This window comes from Mesorhizobium sp. WSM4989, assembly GCF_029625795.1.
Taxonomy (GTDB): Bacteria; Pseudomonadota; Alphaproteobacteria; order Rhizobiales; family Rhizobiaceae; genus Mesorhizobium.
Genome location: NZ_JARTVN010000002.1, coordinates 1,769,939 through 1,786,164, shown reverse-complemented (window position 1 = coordinate 1,786,164; position 16,226 = coordinate 1,769,939). Strand labels below are relative to the sequence as shown.

Below are 16,226 nucleotides of genomic sequence, written 5' to 3'. Positions count from 1 at the left end.
CCATGATCCCTCGCTATTCCCGGCCGGAAATGGTCGCCATCTGGTCGCCCGAAACCCGGTTCCGCATCTGGTTCGAGATCGAGGCTTATGCCTGCGATGCGCTGGCCGAGCTCGGCGTCATCCCGAAGGAAGCCGCCAAGACCATCTGGGAAAAGGGCGGCGCGGCCAAATTCGACGTCGATAAGATTGACGAGATCGAGCGCGTCACCAAGCACGACGTGATTGCATTCCTGACCCATCTCGCCGAATTCGTCGGACCGGACGCTCGCTTCATTCACCAGGGCATGACCTCGTCGGACGTTCTCGACACGTGTCTTGCGGTGCAATTGACACGCGCCAGCGACATTCTGCTTGCCGACATTGACGCGCTGCTTGTGGCCCTGAAGCGCCGCGCCTTCGAGCACAAGGATACCATCACCATCGGCCGCAGCCACGGCATCCATGCCGAGCCGACCACCTTCGGCGTCAAGCTCGCGCTGGCATATGCCGAATTCTCGCGTTGCCGCGAGCGGTTGCTGCACGCGCGCGAAGACATCGCCACCTGCGCCATCTCGGGCGCGGTCGGCACATTCGCCAACATCGATCCCTACGTCGAAGAGCATGTGGCGAAGAAACTCGGCCTGAAGCCGGAACCGGTCTCGACTCAGGTCATCCCGCGAGACCGCCATGCGATGTTCTTCGCTACGCTCGGCGTGATCGCCTCGTCGGTCGAGCGCCTGGCCGTCGAGATCCGGCATCTGCAGCGCACCGAGGTGCTGGAAGCGGAAGAATATTTCTCGCCGGGACAAAAGGGCTCGTCGGCGATGCCGCACAAGCGCAACCCGGTGTTGACCGAGAATCTCACCGGCCTTGCCCGCATGGTCCGCTCCTACGCCATGCCGGCCATGGAGGATGTGGCGCTGTGGCACGAGCGCGATATCTCGCACTCCTCGGTGGAGCGCATGATCGGACCGGACGCGACGGTGACGCTCGACTTCGCCTTGGCACGCCTGACCGGTGTCGTCGATAAGCTGCTCGTTTACCCCGAGAACATGGAGAAGAACCTCAACAAGTTCCGCGGCCTGGTGCATTCGCAGCGCGTGCTGCTGGCGTTGACCCAGGCTGGCGTGTCACGCGAGGATGCCTATCGCCTGGTGCAGCGCAATGCCATGAAGGTATGGGAGCAAGGTGCTGATTTCCTTGAGGAACTGCTTGCCGACAAGGACGTGACAGCGGCACTGCCCGAGGCCGAGATCCGCGAGAAGTTCGACCTCGGCTATCACACCAAGCATGTCGACACGATCTTCAAGCGGGTGTTTGGACAGGCCTGAGTCCGGGGGAAGGCCCGCTAGCGTGGCGCAGCCTAATCAGGCCTTGCCAGGCACCGTCCTGATCACCGTGCCCCAGGGATCTTCATGCGTCGTCTCGGCCTTCACGTTATCCGAGCGCATTTCGACCCAGGCGAGGCCCGAGCGGGAGGGATCGCGGCGGCCGGCGCCGGCGCTGCGCCAGGAATTGGCACCGATATGGTGGTGGTAGTGGCCGGAGGACAGGAACACCGCCTGACCGCCATATTTGGCGACCGTGTCGAAGCCGAATTCGTCATGCCACCACGCTTCGGCGTCTTCCGGACGCCCGACGCGCAGGTGGACATGGCCGACAATGGTGTTTTCCGGCGCTCCCTGCCAGCCGGCGTCACCGACGGGCACGCTGGCGACGACCGCGGGGAGATTCAGCAGCTCGGTCGACATTGCGATCTTGTCGCCGTTCCATTTCCAATCCTGCGGACGGCGATCGGCGTAGATCTCGATGCCGTTGCCTTCAGGGTCGGTGAGGTAGAGCGCCTCGCTGACCAGATGGTCCGAGGCGCCTTCGATGCCGATCCGGTTGGCGGCGGCATGGCTGATCCACCGGCCGAGATCGGCGCGCGATGGCAGCAGGAACGCAGTATGGAACAGGCCGGCGCTGCGCGGGTCGTCAGGCTTGGCCGAGGCATCCTGCTCCAGCACCAGCAGCGGGCGGCCCGCGGCGCCGAGGGTGATCGCGCCATCGGCGCGGCTCAACTCCTGCAGGCCGACGACGGCACGATAATAGGCGGCAAGGTTTTCGGCATCGCGCGCCTTCAACCCGACACGCGCGACGCTGACCGGGGTGGTCGCGGCAAAAGGCAGTTCGCTCATCACACTCTCCGTTCGGGCGCCGATCTCACGATGGGCAGTCGCTCCGACGTTTATTAGTCATTCCTGTTCCCTCTCCAGATCGTTCATCACCATCGTTCACACAAGGTTGAAAGAATCGAACACGTTGTTCACCTTTGTGATGCCACTGCATTCCACCGGCCGGTTGCATCAGACAGGGGCGCTCGCTACATCGGCGCCATGAAAGTCAAGGACGCCGATATCCTCATCATACCCGGCTACACCAACTCCGGTCCCGAGCATTGGCAGACCCGCTGGCAGTCGAAATTGTCGACGGCACGCAGGGTCGAACAGGCCGAGTGGACGAAACCCGTGCGCGAGGACTGGACGGCAAGTGTAGCGAAAGCTGTCAACGAGGCCGAGCGGCCGGTGGTCATCGTCGCGCATTCGCTGGGTGTGGCGGCGGCGGTGCAGGCGATCCCGCAATTCCAGAAGCCGGTCGCGGGCGCCTTCTTCGTGGCGCCCCCTGATGTCGCCAATCCGGAGATCAGGCCGAGGCACCTGATGACCTTCGGGCCCTATTCGCGCGATCCCCTGCCCTTTCCGTCGATCGTGATCGCCAGCCGCAACGACCCGTTCTGCGCCTTTGAGGTTGCCGAGGACATCGCCGCCGCCTGGGGTTCGCTGTTCATCGACGCCGGCGACGCCGGCCATCTCAACCAGGATGCGGGCTTCGGCCCCTGGCCGGAGGGATCGATGACTTTCGCCAAGTTCCTGACGGAACTGAAGGAGCCTTGAAACGCCGGCGCCTCAGGCGCCGATCGAATCCCGCATGCTCTTCAGCAGCGTCCTGGCTCCGAGCGAGATCAGCGTGTGGTCAGAACCCATGGCGAGCAGCCGATAGCCCATCGACACGACGCGGCCGGCAACGGCCGGTTCGATGACATAGATCGCGGCGTGCTTCCCTGCCTTGCGCGTCCGCTCGGCGATCGAGGCGACCGTCTCCATCATGCTTTCCAGCGTCGAATTGACGGTGGTGCCATTCGACCAGGCGATCGAGAAATCCGACGGCCCGACGAAGATGCCATCGATGCCGGGCGTCTCGAGGATGCCGTCCAGCGCCTCGAACGCCGCACGCGTCTCGACCATGGCAAAGGCCATGGTGCGCTGGTTCGAGTCGCGCAGCCAATCGGCATGGTCGCCCTTCCCATGGCGCGGGAAGGCATAGGTCGGGCCCCAAGAACGCTCGCCCATCGGCGGGTACTTCATCGCTGCGGCGAACTGCCTGGCGTCGTCAACGGAATTGACCATCGGCGCGATCACCGCCTCTGCGCCGAAATCGAGCGCCCGGCTCGCCATGTCGAAGCGCCCGACCGGGATGCGCACCAGCGCCGGCTTGTTGGCGGCAAGCACCGGCACCAGGCCGCGCAGAACGCTGTCCTCGTGGTGGCCGCCATGCTGCATGTCGAGGGTAACGGCATCAAAGCCCTGCTTGGCGATGATCTCTACCGTCAGCGCGTCCGGCACGCCGGACCAGGCGGTGAACAGCGTTTCGTCGGCGGCCAGGCGGGACTTGAGCGACATCGGAACTTCCTTGGTAACGATCCGCAGTCTCAGCCGGGCGGTCGATTGGTCCAACGATTTTTACGTGTTCTTGACCTGCTCGATCGCCTGCGCCATCAGCTCGTCCATGGTGCGGCGGATCTGATGGTCCGACTGGTTGACGCCCGCGGCGTCGAAGTCCTCGCGGATCTTGCGGAAGACGTCATGGTCGCCGGCCTCCTCGATGTCGGAGACGACTACCGCTTTGGCATAGGCCTCGGCATCGGCTCCGCTCTTGCCCAGCTTTTCGGCGGCCCACAGGCCGAGCGCTCTGTTGCGGCGCGCCGAGGCCTTGAAGCGGAGCTCCTCGTCGAAGACGAATTTGCGCTCGAAGCCCTCTTCGCGGTCTTTCATGCTGCTCATGCGTCCCTCCGATCAAATCGATTCGCTTGGCTATGAATATGTGTGCTTACCCAGCACAAACCAAAAGGTCGCGGGCCGGTCAATATGCAACGTCCCATGCTGCGCTGCGGCATTTCGGTTCCGAAAGCGGTTGATCGGCTGGATTTGCCGATTGAGCAAACATTACGATTGCTATAGACACCGGCATTGAACGCACCCGTCGCCACAACTAATTTAGGCAGACGGACAGGAACTGGTCGCTTGCCGCCTGCCCGCCAATCCAGAGAAAAAATCAGATGAAAAATCGCCGCCGCATTTACGAAGGCAAGGCCAAGATCCTCTATGAAGGACCTGAGCCCGGGACGCTGATCCAGTTCTTCAAGGATGACGCCACCGCCTTCAACAAGAAGAAACATGAGGTGGTCGACGGCAAGGGCGTGCTCAACAACCGCATCTCCGAGCACATTTTCAATCACCTCAATCGTATGGGCATCCCGACCCATTTCATCCGCCGGCTGAACATGCGCGAGCAGCTGATCAAGGAAGTCGAGATCATCCCGCTCGAGGTGGTGGTGCGCAACGTCGCCGCCGGCTCGCTCGCAAAGCGCCTGGGCATCGAGGAAGGCACGGTTCTGCCGCGCTCGATCATCGAATTCTACTACAAGGCAGATGCGCTGGACGACCCGATGGTGTCGGAAGAGCACATCACCGCCTTCGGCTGGGCGAGCCCGCAGGAGATCGACGACATCATGGCGCTGGCTATCCGCGTCAATGACTTCCTCTCCGGCCTGTTCCTGGGCGTCGGCATCCAGCTTGTCGACTTCAAGATCGAATGCGGGCGCCTGTTCGAGGGCGACATGATGCGCATCGTCGTCGCCGACGAGATCTCGCCGGATTCCTGCCGGCTGTGGGACGTCGCCACCCAGGACAAGCTCGATAAGGACCGCTTTCGCCGCGACATGGGCGGCCTGGTCGAGGCCTACCAGGAAGTTGCCCGCCGCCTCGGTATCATGAACGAGAACGAGCCGCCGCGCCCGACAGGCCCGGTGCTCGTTGCCTCTTCCGAGCCCTCGAAGAGCACGAAGCACTGACTGCCAGCGCGGGCCTGCCGGAAACGGCGTGCCCGCCCTCCGCACTACCGATCACTCAGGAGTATCGATGAAAGCCCGCGTCACCGTCACCCTCAAGAACGGAGTTCTCGACCCGCAGGGCAAGGCGATCGAGCACGCCCTCTCAGGACTGGGCTTCGACGGCGTCGGCCAGGTGCGGCAGGGCAAGGTCTTCGACATCGAGCTCACCGGAACCGACAAAGCCAAGGCCGAAGCCGACCTCAAGGCCATGTGCGACAAGCTTCTGGCGAACACGGTGATTGAGAATTACAGTGTGGCTATTACCTGAGTTGCAGCGCAGAGGTTATGCCTGAAGCCACCAGCGATTTGATGTACAGGCTCCTGAAGCGCGTGCATCACCAGCGAACTCGCCGAAAACCAGAGGCCCTACGACCGAAATGAAATCAGCCGTCGTCCTCCTGCCTGGGCTCAACCGTGACCGCGACATGATCGCGGCTCTGACCAAGATTTCCGGTCAGGCGCCGGCGACCGTCTGGCAGACCGATACCGAAATCCCGGACGTCGACCTGATCGCCATTCCCGGCGGCTTCTCCTTCGGCGACTATCTGCGCTGCGGGGCGATCGCCGCGCGCATGCCGGTGATGCGGGCAGTGGCCGAAAAGGCGGCCAAGGGGGTCATGGTCATCGGCGTCTGCAACGGCTTCCAGATCCTGGTCGAAGCGGGGCTGCTGCCCGGCGCCCTGATGCGCAACGCCTCGCTGAAATTCGTCTGCCGGCACGTGAAGCTCGAGATCGCCAACGCCAACACGATGTTTACCCGCGGCTATCAGCCCGGCCAGATCATTCGCTCACCGGTCGCGCATCACGACGGCAACTATTTCGCCGACGCCGAAACGCTGGCCCGCCTCGAAGGCGAAGGCCAGGTGGTGTTCCGCTATGCCGAAGGCACCAATCCCAACGGCTCGATCAACGACATCGCCGGCATCGTCAGCGAGAAGGGCAATGTGCTCGGTCTGATGCCGCACCCGGAGAACCTGATCGAGGCGGCACACGGCGGCAGCGACGGCCGGGCGCTGTTCGAAGGCGCGCTTGGCATCGCCGCTTGATCCTTTCAGACGATTCCTTCAGACCATTCTTTCAGACCAACGGGGCGGCCTGACCATGAGACTGACGATTGCTCGCCTTGCTCTCCTGGCCGCCGCCGGATTTGCGCTTGCCTCTTGCCAGTCCGGCTCGAAGACCACGCCGCCCCCCTCTGGCAAGAGCGCTTCCCTGCTTGCCATGGAGCAGGTCGCCATCGCCGCTCACAAGTGCTGGATCGCCAGCAAGGACCCGGCCTTCAAGCCCTATCAGATGGCCAACGAGCTCAACTCCTACAGCGGCACGCCGCGCTTCCTGCTGGTGCCCGCCAAGCACTATGGCGGCAAGCCGCTGCTGGTCGTGCAAGCACAAGGCAATTCCCGCAAAGTGGACGTGTTCGGGCCGTTGATGGCCGAACCGCTGGGCGCGCGCATAGGCTCCGACATCGCGCGCTGGCAGGCCGGCAATTCATCCTGCGCCGCTGCCGCGTGACTCGGCCGTAGCCCACTTCCTGCAAATGCAGGATTGACGGTCGGCTTTTCGCGCTCGTCAATCAACATACCATCGAAGCTCTGTTCGCGGTCGATGTATGCCCAAACCGCGCAGCGATTTGACATGCATCGCAACAATCAAGGGCGTCGCGACGCGCTTAGTCCCAGAACGGCCTGATACCTTCGCGATGGGCGTCGCAGCGCGAAATGCCGATGTCCTTGAGCTGCTCGTCGGTCATCTCCAAGAGCGCAAGGCGTCCGCGACGGCGTTCCAGCATTCGGTCGATTTGCCTGGCGATGGCACGAAGCACGAATACGACCCGGTCAACGAACCTGCGGCGCCCCGACGGGCGGCCGTGCAACTCGGCGCTGTCATAACGGAATGTATCAATTGTATTCATCTTGCGATCAACCATTCTATCAATTGTACTCTAGCTACCCGCGTTCTCATATCGATTGACTCGTCTCGCGATGCAATATAAAGAATTGTCACCATGACAAATTGGCTCCCAGACCTCGCTTCCGGTTCCGGCCCTCTCTATCAGCGCCTTGCTGACAGCATTGAGTCAGATATCGACAAGGGCGTCATCGATGCGGGTGCAAAACTGCCGCCGCAGCGCGACCTCGCCTACGACATTGGCACTACGGTCGGCACGGTCGGCCGGGCCTATCAGTTGCTGCGCGAGCGCGGGCTGGTGAGTGGGGAGGTCGGGCGCGGCACCTATGTGCTCGCGCAACGCGCGGAGAGCCCCAAGCCCGAGCTGCAGCCCGCCGCGCTCGGAACGCGGCTCATAGATGCGCCCAGCGGCAAGCTGCGCTTCGACAGCACCGCCGCCCCCGATGTCGGACAAGGCGCATTGATTGCCGAACTGCTGGCGCGGACGGCGGAGGAGCACCCCCACGACATTTCAAGCTATACCAGGGATTTCCCGGATCGCTGGTTCGAGGCCGGCGGCCTTTGGCTCAAGCGCAATTCCTTTCACCCCTCGCCCGATTCGATCGTGCCGACGCTTGGCACCCATGCGGCGGTGATGGCGGCGATCGCGGCGCTCACCACGCCTGGCGACACGATCGTCTTCGAGCATCTCACCTATTCGCAGATCTCGCGCAGCGCCGGTCTGATCGGGCGCCGTACCGCGCTGGTCTCGGCGGACGATGAAGGTCTCGATCCCGACGATTTCGAACGCGTCTGCGCGCAGAAACACCCGAAGATGATGTTCGTGATGCCGACGGCGAAGAACCCGACGCTGGTTACGCTGTCGGCGGAGCGGCGCCAGGCGATCGCGCGCATAGCGCGCGAGTACAATGTCGTCCTGATCGAGGATGATCTTTATGGCGAATTGACCGACGATCCGACGCCACTGCTCGCCGAATACGCCCCTGAGCGCACGATCGTAGCCGGCGGCCTGTCGAAGTCGGTCGCGGCCGGCGTGCGCGGCGGCTGGCTCTCCTGCCCGCCCGCCTACCGCCACCGCATCCGCGTGGCGCACAAGATGATGACCGGCGGGCTGCCCTTTCTGCTGGCGGAGGTCGGAACAAGGCTGGTGATGTCGGGCCAGGCCAACGATATCCGCAAGCGCTGCATTGCCGAGATCCAAGCTCGTCTCCATGTCGTGCGCGAGACGCTGGCTGGCTTTGACTTCAAGGCGCGGGACAATGTGCCCTTCGTCTGGCTCACCTTGCCGGATCCTTGGCTCTCAGGCACCTTCAAGAATGCCTGCCTTGCGCAGGGCTTGCTCATCGACGACGAGGACGAGTTCAAGGCCGGTCGTTCCGAGCAAGTCTTCCACGGCGTCCGCTTCGGTGTTTCGCAACCCCGGCAAAGTAAGGACGTCGCCGGTGGCGTCGCGGTCATCCGCCGCCTGCTCGACGAGGGCCGCGCCGGCTACGACAGTTTTTCCTGACCAGTCCTTTCCCAAGCGCCTCGCGCTACCGGCCGGTGCCGGCGCAGCGGTTTTGCGGCGTTTTCGTCGTGCTTTGGGGGTGTATCGCTCGAAAGCTTGCGATAAGAGGAGACTCAGAAAAGCCCCCTCTCCCACGGATACCAATCGCCGCTCATGACCATATCCAATTCCGTGCCGATCACCCCCGAGCTCGTCGCCGCGCATGGGCTGAAGCCCGACGAATACCAGCGCATCCTCGATCTGGTTGGCCGCGAGCCGAGCTTCACCGAGCTCGGCATCTTCTCGGCGATGTGGAACGAGCACTGCTCCTACAAGTCTTCCAAGAAATGGCTGCGCACGCTGCCCACCAGCGGCCCGCGGGTTATCCAGGGGCCGGGCGAGAATGCCGGCGTAGTCGACATTGGCGACGGCGACTGCGTCGTCTTCAAGATGGAGAGCCACAACCACCCCTCCTATATCGAGCCCTATCAGGGAGCCGCGACCGGCGTCGGCGGCATCCTGCGCGATGTCTTCACCATGGGCGCGCGACCGGTTGCGGCGATGAACGCATTGCGCTTCGGCGCGCCTGACCATCCCAAGACCCGGCACCTGGTTGCTGGAGTCGTTTCCGGTGTCGGCGGCTACGGCAATTCCTTCGGCGTGCCGACCGTTGGCGGCGAGGTCAATTTCGACGCCCGCTACAACGGCAACATCTTGGTCAACGCCTTCGCGGCCGGCCTCGCCAAAACCAACGCCATCTTCCTGTCGCAGGCCAAGGGCGTCGGCCTGCCGGTCGTCTATCTCGGCGCCAAGACCGGGCGCGACGGCGTCGGCGGCGCCACCATGGCCTCGGCCGAGTTCGACGACAAGATCGAGGAGAAGCGGCCGACCGTACAGGTTGGCGACCCCTTCACCGAAAAGTGCCTGCTGGAGGCCTGCCTCGAGCTGATGGCGTCGGGCGCGGTCATCGCCATCCAGGACATGGGCGCCGCCGGCCTGACCTGCTCGGCGGTCGAGATGGGCGCCAAGGGCGATCTCGGCATCGAGCTCGACCTCGACAAGGTGCCGGTGCGCGAGGAGCGCATGAGCGCCTACGAGATGATGCTGTCGGAAAGCCAGGAGCGCATGTTGATGGTGCTGCGCCCCGAGAAAGAGGAGGAAGCCGAGGCGATCTTCCGCAAATGGGGCCTCGACTTCGCCATCGTCGGCAAGACCACCGACGACCTGCGCTTCCGCGTGCTGCACCATGGCGACGAGGTCGCCAACCTGCCGATCAAGGAACTGGGCGACCAGGCGCCGGAATATGATCGCCCCTGGGTCGAAACGAAGAAGCCGGCGTCGCTTGCAGCGAACGACGCGCCCAAGGCCGACGTCGCTGACGCGTTGCTCACGATGCTGGGCGGACCGGACCTCTCTTCGCGCCGCTGGGTGTGGGAGCAGTATGACACGCTGATCCAGGGCAATTCGCTGCAGCTCCCAGGCGGCGATGCCGGCGTGGTGCGCGTCGAAGGCCATCCAACCAAGGCGCTCGCCTTCTCTTCCGACGTCACGCCGCGCTATTGCGAGGCCGACCCGTATGAGGGCGGCAAGCAGGCCGTCGCCGAATGCTGGCGCAACCTGACGGCAACGGGCGCCCTGCCGCTTGCCGCCACCGACAATCTTAATTTCGGCAATCCGGAGCGGCCGGAGATCATGGGCCAGTTTGTCGGAGCGGTTAAGGGTATCGGCGACGCCTGTCGCGCGCTCGGCTTCCCGATCGTCTCCGGCAATGTCTCGCTCTACAACGAAACCAATGGCCGCGGCATCCTGCCGACGCCGACCATCGGCGGCGTCGGGCTGATCGCAGATTGGTCGAAGATGGCCCGCGTCGGCTTTGCCGCCGAGGGCCAGATGATCGTGCTGGTCGGCGCGCCGCCGACATGGGGCAGCCATCTCGGCCAGTCGGTCTATATGCGCGACATCCACGGCCGCGCCGACGGTTCGCCGCCGCCCGTCGACCTCGAACATGAAAAGCGCGTCGGCGACCATGTGCGCGCGCTGATCGCTTCCGGCATCGTGACTGCCGCGCACGATGTCTCCGACGGCGGCCTTGCCGTGGCGCTGGCCGAAATGGCGATGGCATCCGGCATCGGCGCCACCATTCCCGGTCTCACCGGGACCGATCCGATCCCGGTCTGGTTCGGCGAGGACCAAGGACGTTATCTCCTGACCTTGTCGATCGACCCGCAAAGCGGCGAATGGGACAGGATCCGCGCGGAGCAGGGCAAGCTCGGCATCTTCGCGCCGTGGATCGGCACGACCGGTGGCGACATGCTGAAGCTCGGCGAGGCGCGTGCCGTTCCGGTCAGCGAATTGACCGCCGCCCATGAGGGCTGGTTCCCGCGCTTCATGGATCAGGCCATTTGACCAGGCTGGCGGTCCGGGCGCTGCTTGCAGCGGTTTTCTGGCCGTCGCTGTTCTTTTTCTGGTTCCTCGGCCCGTTCGTCTTTCTGCTGCTGTCGACGACCTCGAGCGAGGTCTGTCCAAGGCTCGAAACGCGAGCCGAGTTCCTTGCTGCGGCGAACGGCGCAATCCCGTTGCTGGCCGCTCAGGACCTCGTCTACGCCATTCCTGTTTTGTGCCTGGTGCTGTGGCAGCGCCTTTTGCCGGAGCCGGCTCGGGCAAGGCATATCGTCACTTGCGTCAAGCTCTTCGCCATTGCAACCGCCATCGGAGCGCTTTGGGCGTATGGTTCTTCGCTTATGTGCGATGGCTACGGCCGGCCGTTTTTCTCCCCGGTCTGGCAGTGGACGAGCTACTTGCCGATGGTCGGTATCGCGATAAACGTGCCGCTCTACGTGCTGACCTTCAGCCTCGGTCGCGCCTACTCGACGCGCGAGGATGTGTCCGCCGGCGACGCGGCTCAGCCGGATCGGAATGTCCCGTGAAGCCTCGGTCACGGATGGAACCGCTTCAATCCGGACCGGAAAGGCTCTACGCTTATCCCCGACTCTCATCGCACGGGCTGCGCCCGCTCGAAAACAGGATTTCTGCCATGGCAATGGATGCGCACGACATCGAACGACTGATCAAGGAAGGCATTCCGGACGCCAAGGTGACAATTCGCGATCTGGCTGGTGACGGCGACCACTACGCTGCCGAAGTGGTGGCCGAGAGCTTCCGCGGCAAAAGCCGCGTCCAGCAGCACCAGATGGTCTATGACGCGCTGAAAGGCAATATGGGCGGCGTGCTGCATGCGCTCGCCCTGCAGACCAGCGTTCCGGACTGAGTGTTGACGCCGCGGTTGTTCAGATCTTTACCAGCATCGCCGTGAGGTACATGAAGCCGACCCCGGCTGTCAGCCCGGCCATCGCAGCCGGTGCGAGCAAGGCGCGCGAGCCATCGGGGCGCTGGCGAAGCTGCAGCGAAACCATCTCGACGATCACTTGCAGGATCGCTCCGGCGCCGATCGCCAGCGCCAGCGCCGACCATTGTGGCGCATAGGCGAGGCTGCCGATCCATAGGCCGACGACGGCTGGACCTCCCGCGAGCAGCGTCAACATGGCGAAGGTCCTGAGCGGCGGTTGCTGCTTCAGGATCGGGGCGGCGATGGCGATGCCTTCGGTGATGTTGTGCAAGGTGAAGCCAAGCACCAGGAACGTGCCGAGCCCGGCTGCGCCCGAGACGAAGGCGGCGCCGATCGCCAGCCCTTCGCCGAGATTGTGCAGGCCGATGCCGAGTGCGATGAAGGTGGCAAGCGCCAGCCCGGTCGGTGTCCCGCTGCGCCGGCCTGCCGCCATGAGCAGAAGGAAACTGGCGGTGGCTGCGAGTACGATCATGGTCGATCCCTGGAACAGGGCGGCTGCTTCGCCGGCCAGTTCGAACGCGTCCTCGAGCGTGTCGACGAAAAGGAAGGCGAGCAGACCGACGGTCATCGACAGGAGAAAATCCATGCCGTTCCGCCCGACCCCGCGTAGTGCCGGATAGAACATCAGGCCGATCGCCACGGGCAGGATGCCGACAAAGCCGCCCAGCACCGCTTGCGCGGCAAAGCTAGGTGAACTGCGCGTCGGTGTGGGTACGGCGACGGCGATATCGTGCCCGAATGTTGTCCCGGTACTGGTTACGACATTGATCGCATGCGCCTCCCCCAGCACCCAGGGGTATGGCAGGCTGATCCATGCCGTTGCGCCGCGCGGGATCGGCCCCGGCGGATCCTGCGTGAACTGCCAGTAAGCGTCGTCGACCTGGACCTGTGCGATCGTCATCGGTTCCGACCCACCGGCCCGCACGAGGATTCGAATGCCGTCGTTTCCGATAATTGTCCGCTCGAAGGTCAGGTTCTCGACCGGCGGCGCGCCGTTGCGAAAGCTGGCCAACGGGTCGGAAGAGACCATCCACGCAACCGCGAGCCCGAGTACGGCGAGCGGCAGTACTATCCAGAGCAGAGAGAGCCAGCGCGGCCGACCGGCCTGTGTATCCCGGGAGGTGCTACTGACATCGGTCACGACAAGGCCTCCACGACGTCGAACATGCCCGACCAGCCGAGTTCGGTAAACTCCGACTGGTGGGGATGGAACATGTAGAGGCCTGGCTCGTGCTCCCTGAAATGGAACTCGAGGATACCGCGCTCGGCCTGGCACTGGGTGATCAGATCGACGGTCCTGAGTGTCGGCGTCAGCGTCGTGCCCTGATTGTAGTAGTCGAAGAAATTGGCATGCAGATGGAAGGAGTTGATCGGGTCGAACTCGACCACGTTCACGAGATAGATCCGGACAGGCTTGTCCTTCAGCACCCGTATCGGCTTCTTCGCGTAGGCATGGGCGACGGTGTTGACGGCATAGACCTCGTTCTCGTTGTCGAAATTGGTGTCGAAGGCGTTCATCACCATTACGAATTCCTGCCAGCCGGCATTCTCCGGCGTGCCGAGCAGGCGCGAGCGGGCGACCGCCTCGTGCTCCGGATGCCTGGCGGGATCGGGATCGATGATGAAGGCGCCGTACATACCTTTCTGGATGTGCCGCTTCAGCGGCAGCGCATGGCAATGATAGAGGTGGCAGCCGAACGGCCTGGCATCGAACTCGTAGACGAACTCCTCGCCCGGCCCGATCAGACCGGCGCCGGGAACGCCGTCCATCCGGGCTGCGTGAATGCCGTGGAAATGCATGGAATGCGGATGCGAGCCGTTGTTGCGGAAGACGATCTTCAAGCGATCGCCTTCGGTCGCCCGCAGCGACGGCCCCGGCACGCGGCCATTATAGGTCCAGGCGGGGAACAGGATGCCGGGCGCGATCTCGATCTCCTTGTCCTCGGCCGTGACCTCGAAGCTGCGCAGTGTCCGCCCGTCCGACAGCGTCGACACCGTCCCGGTCTCCCAGTCGCTCAGCAGCTTCACTGGATCGAATCCGTTGCGGCTATCATCGACCTCGCCGACGGTGATCATCGCCCCATGCGCGGACAGGTGCGCCGGCTGCGGTTCGGCCGCCCCTGGCGTTCCGTGACCGGCGTGGTCGGTCTGCCCGCGCGCCGCGGTCGCCATCACCGCCGTGCCGCCGGCCGCCAGGCCACCGGCCAGAAGCAGCCTTCGATCGAGCTTTTGTTCCAGCAGCGATTTCGTTTCGCGCATATCCGCGTTCCTCCAAGGCACTGGCAAGGATAGCGCATGCTTCAAGATTTAGCTATAGCTATAATTCTGGCGCGTGCGCACCTGGGAAACCGTCAGCGGCACCGAGACAAGAGAACCGGCCTGCCGGCCCGCTTGTGGGAAGAGTTCCGGCTGGCGGATTTGGCCCAATGGCGGACCAAAGCTTTGCGCCATTTCGGGTGCGTCGCGGCTAACGTCTTGTTTCAGCCAACCTATGGGTTTATTTGATGGACATGCTTCGAGCCTGACTCCCACAGGCGTGAAAGGATTCCCCATGAGCGGCATCAACGACTACATCGACAGCGAAGTGAAGAGCAACGACGTCGTGCTCTTCATGAAGGGCACCCCCGGCTTCCCGCAGTGCGGGTTCTCCGGCCAGGTGGTGCAGATCCTCGACTATGTCGGGGTCGACTACAAAGGCGTGAACGTGCTGACCTCGGCCGAGCTGCGCCAGGGCATCAAGGACTATTCCAACTGGCCGACCATTCCGCAGCTCTACGTCAAGGGCGAGTTCGTCGGCGGTTGCGACATCGTGCGCGAGATGTTCCAGGCCGGCGAGCTGCAGGATTTCCTGGTCGAAAAAGGCGTCAGCGTCAAAGGCGCCGCCTAATTTGAGCTCGCGCTGGCCGGCCCAGCCGGCTGCGCCGTGACATCCGGGGCCGCCCCACCTCGGCACTTTGGCTTTCGAACTCGAGAACGAGACGAATTGATGCGCCGGTCGACCGGCGCGTGTTCGTTTGATTGATCGGATTTTGCCGTGGACAATCAGGCACTAGCGCAGCAGTCGGCAAAAAGCTTACCCATTCCGCGCTGGGAATTCATTGCGCTCTGCGCGGCGCTGATGGCGCTCAATTCGCTCGCCATCGACATCATGCTGCCGGCACTGCAGCAGATCGGCGCCTCGCTCGGCGTCGAGAATGAAAACCACCGCCAGTATGTGATCACAGCCTACATTCTTGGCTTCGGCACCGGTCAGCTCTTCTTCGGTCCGGTTTCCGATCGTTTCGGCCGCCGTGCGCCGCTGGTCGCCGGCCTGATCATCTATGTGGCGGCGGTAGCGGCCGCTGCTGTTGCTCCGACCTTTGCCACCCTGCTCGCCTGCCGTGTCGTGCAAGGCATCGGCGCGGCGGCCACCCGCGTCATCGCTGTCTCCATCGTGCGCGACACCTTCGAGGGCCGCCGCATGGCCGAGGTCATGTCTCTGATCTTCATGGTGTTCATGGCGATACCGGTCGTCGCGCCCGGCGTCGGCCAGTTCATCATGCTTTTCGCCACCTGGCACTGGATCTTCGTCACCATGGCCGTCGGCGCGCTCATCGTGTCGGCATGGTCGCTGTTGCGCTTGCCGGAGACGCTGCATCCGGAATACCGGCGGCCCTTAACCGTCAACGCCGTCGTCGGCGGCTTCCGCATCGTGCTCACCAACCGCATCGCGCTTTGCTATGCCTTTGCCAGCACCTTCATCTTCGGCGCCATGTTCGGCTTCATCAATTCCGCGCAGCAGATCTATCTCGAAGTCTTCCATGTCGGCGAGCTGTTTCCGCTGATCTTCGCCGGCGTCGCGGGCGTGCTCGCCTTCTCGAACTTCCTCAACGCGCGGCTCGTCGGCAAGGTCGGCATGCGGCGCCTGTCGCAGAGCGCGCTGCTGCTCTTCCTCGCCATCAGCCTGGTCTGGCTCGTCGTCTCGCTCGAGATCGAGATGCCGCTCTGGCTGTTCATCGCCTTCTTTGCCGGCGCGATGGTTCCATTTGGCTGTCTCGGCGCGAATTTCAACGCGCTTGCGATGGAGCCGCTCGGCGAGCTTGCCGGCACGGCGTCCTCCATCCTCGGCTTCATGCAGACCTTTCTCGGCGGCCTGCTCGGAACGCTGATAGGCCAGGCCTATAACGGCACGGTCACGCCATTGGCCGCCGGCTTCTGCAGCGTTTCCCTCGCCGCCCTGCTGATGATCCTGATCGCCGAGCGCGGAAGGCTGTTCCAGCCCCACAATCCGCCGGTGTGAGACCCTCGCCTACGGC

18 protein-coding genes are annotated in these 16,226 nt (G+C 63.7%); 12 read left to right on the top strand and 6 right to left on the bottom strand.

The features are described 5' to 3' along the window. Positions 1-2 precede the first annotated feature (2 nt). The gene (gene purB / locus P9217_RS21345; protein WP_278054024.1) at positions 3-1,310 is read left to right on the top strand and encodes an adenylosuccinate lyase; all 1,308 of its coding nucleotides are present in this window, start codon (positions 3-5) and stop codon (positions 1,308-1,310) included. Between the two features lie 36 nt (positions 1,311-1,346). Here the strand turns inward: purB and P9217_RS21340 are convergent, their stop codons facing one another. After that, the gene (locus tag P9217_RS21340; protein WP_278087465.1) at positions 1,347-2,159 is read right to left on the bottom strand and encodes a VOC family protein; all 813 of its coding nucleotides are present in this window, start codon (positions 2,157-2,159) and stop codon (positions 1,347-1,349) included. 198 nt (positions 2,160-2,357) lie between these two features. Here P9217_RS21340 and P9217_RS21335 point away from each other — a divergent pair, with 198 nt between their 5' ends. After that, positions 2,358-2,915: an alpha/beta hydrolase gene (locus P9217_RS21335; protein ID WP_067328331.1), complete on the top strand. Its 558-nt coding sequence runs from the start codon at positions 2,358-2,360 to the stop codon at positions 2,913-2,915. Between the two features lie 12 nt (positions 2,916-2,927). Here P9217_RS21335 and P9217_RS21330 read toward each other — a convergent pair whose 3' ends face one another. Both P9217_RS21330 and P9217_RS21325 read right to left on the bottom strand, forming a co-directional pair. Next, positions 2,928-3,701, bottom strand: coding sequence for an HpcH/HpaI aldolase/citrate lyase family protein (locus P9217_RS21330; RefSeq protein ID WP_278087464.1), 774 nt, complete (start codon positions 3,699-3,701; stop codon positions 2,928-2,930). A gap of 60 nt (positions 3,702-3,761) precedes the next feature. Then, a complete protein-coding gene (locus P9217_RS21325) occupies positions 3,762-4,082 on the bottom strand; it encodes a DUF1476 domain-containing protein (protein ID WP_066995175.1) in 321 nt (106 codons plus the stop codon). Positions 4,083-4,357: 275 nt separating this feature from the next. On the opposite strand from P9217_RS21325, the gene purC reads away from it, so the two are divergent. The 4 genes from purC (at position 4,358) to P9217_RS21305 (ending at position 6,703) form a co-directional block, all read left to right on the top strand. Then, entirely contained in the window at positions 4,358-5,152 is a 795-nt protein-coding gene (gene purC / locus P9217_RS21320) for a phosphoribosylaminoimidazolesuccinocarboxamide synthase (protein WP_040969563.1), read from the top strand. Positions 5,153-5,219: 67 nt separating this feature from the next. After that, a complete protein-coding gene (purS, locus tag P9217_RS21315; RefSeq protein WP_066995172.1) occupies positions 5,220-5,459 on the top strand; it encodes a phosphoribosylformylglycinamidine synthase subunit PurS in 240 nt (79 codons plus the stop codon). Positions 5,460-5,568: 109 nt separating this feature from the next. Continuing rightward, positions 5,569-6,237: a phosphoribosylformylglycinamidine synthase subunit PurQ gene (gene purQ / locus P9217_RS21310; RefSeq protein WP_067328327.1), complete on the top strand. Its 669-nt coding sequence runs from the start codon at positions 5,569-5,571 to the stop codon at positions 6,235-6,237. A 55-nt stretch (positions 6,238-6,292) separates the two neighbouring features. After that, entirely contained in the window at positions 6,293-6,703 is a 411-nt protein-coding gene (locus tag P9217_RS21305; protein ID WP_067328325.1) for a hypothetical protein, read from the top strand. A 157-nt stretch (positions 6,704-6,860) separates the two neighbouring features. Here the strand turns inward: P9217_RS21305 and P9217_RS21300 are convergent, their stop codons facing one another. Further along, positions 6,861-7,103, bottom strand: a complete 243-nt coding sequence (locus tag P9217_RS21300; protein WP_067328464.1) for a DUF1127 domain-containing protein — start codon at positions 7,101-7,103, stop codon at positions 6,861-6,863. A gap of 93 nt (positions 7,104-7,196) precedes the next feature. On the opposite strand from P9217_RS21300, the gene P9217_RS21295 reads away from it, so the two are divergent. The 4 genes from P9217_RS21295 (at position 7,197) to P9217_RS21280 (ending at position 11,853) form a co-directional block, all read left to right on the top strand. Continuing rightward, positions 7,197-8,606, top strand: a complete 1,410-nt coding sequence (locus P9217_RS21295; protein ID WP_278087463.1) for a PLP-dependent aminotransferase family protein — start codon at positions 7,197-7,199, stop codon at positions 8,604-8,606. Between the two features lie 153 nt (positions 8,607-8,759). Then, entirely contained in the window at positions 8,760-10,991 is a 2,232-nt protein-coding gene (gene purL / locus P9217_RS21290; RefSeq protein WP_095800845.1) for a phosphoribosylformylglycinamidine synthase subunit PurL, read from the top strand. Further along, positions 10,988-11,512 carry a hypothetical protein gene (locus P9217_RS21285; RefSeq protein WP_067328318.1) on the top strand — a complete coding sequence of 175 codons (525 nt, stop codon included), beginning with the start codon at positions 10,988-10,990 and terminating at the stop codon, positions 11,510-11,512. The genes purL and P9217_RS21285 overlap by 4 nt, the downstream gene beginning before the upstream one ends. A gap of 107 nt (positions 11,513-11,619) precedes the next feature. Beyond that, positions 11,620-11,853 (top strand): BolA family transcriptional regulator, encoded by a 234-nt coding sequence (locus P9217_RS21280; protein ID WP_023674714.1) that lies wholly within the window; start codon positions 11,620-11,622, stop codon positions 11,851-11,853. A 19-nt stretch (positions 11,854-11,872) separates the two neighbouring features. On the opposite strand, the gene P9217_RS21275 is transcribed toward P9217_RS21280, so the two are convergent. Next, positions 11,873-13,072, bottom strand: a complete 1,200-nt coding sequence (locus P9217_RS21275) for a ZIP family metal transporter (RefSeq protein WP_278054236.1) — start codon at positions 13,070-13,072, stop codon at positions 11,873-11,875. Continuing rightward, positions 13,069-14,190 carry a multicopper oxidase domain-containing protein gene (locus P9217_RS21270; protein WP_127241474.1) on the bottom strand — a complete coding sequence of 374 codons (1,122 nt, stop codon included), beginning with the start codon at positions 14,188-14,190 and terminating at the stop codon, positions 13,069-13,071. The genes P9217_RS21275 and P9217_RS21270 overlap by 4 nt, the downstream gene beginning before the upstream one ends. A 292-nt stretch (positions 14,191-14,482) precedes the next feature. Here P9217_RS21270 and grxD point away from each other — a divergent pair, with 292 nt between their 5' ends. Further along, positions 14,483-14,818 carry a Grx4 family monothiol glutaredoxin gene (grxD, locus tag P9217_RS21265; RefSeq protein WP_066995148.1) on the top strand — a complete coding sequence of 112 codons (336 nt, stop codon included), beginning with the start codon at positions 14,483-14,485 and terminating at the stop codon, positions 14,816-14,818. 192 nt (positions 14,819-15,010) lie between these two features. Beyond that, positions 15,011-16,210, top strand: coding sequence for a multidrug effflux MFS transporter (locus P9217_RS21260; protein ID WP_278087613.1), 1,200 nt, complete (start codon positions 15,011-15,013; stop codon positions 16,208-16,210). Positions 16,211-16,226 lie beyond the last annotated feature (16 nt).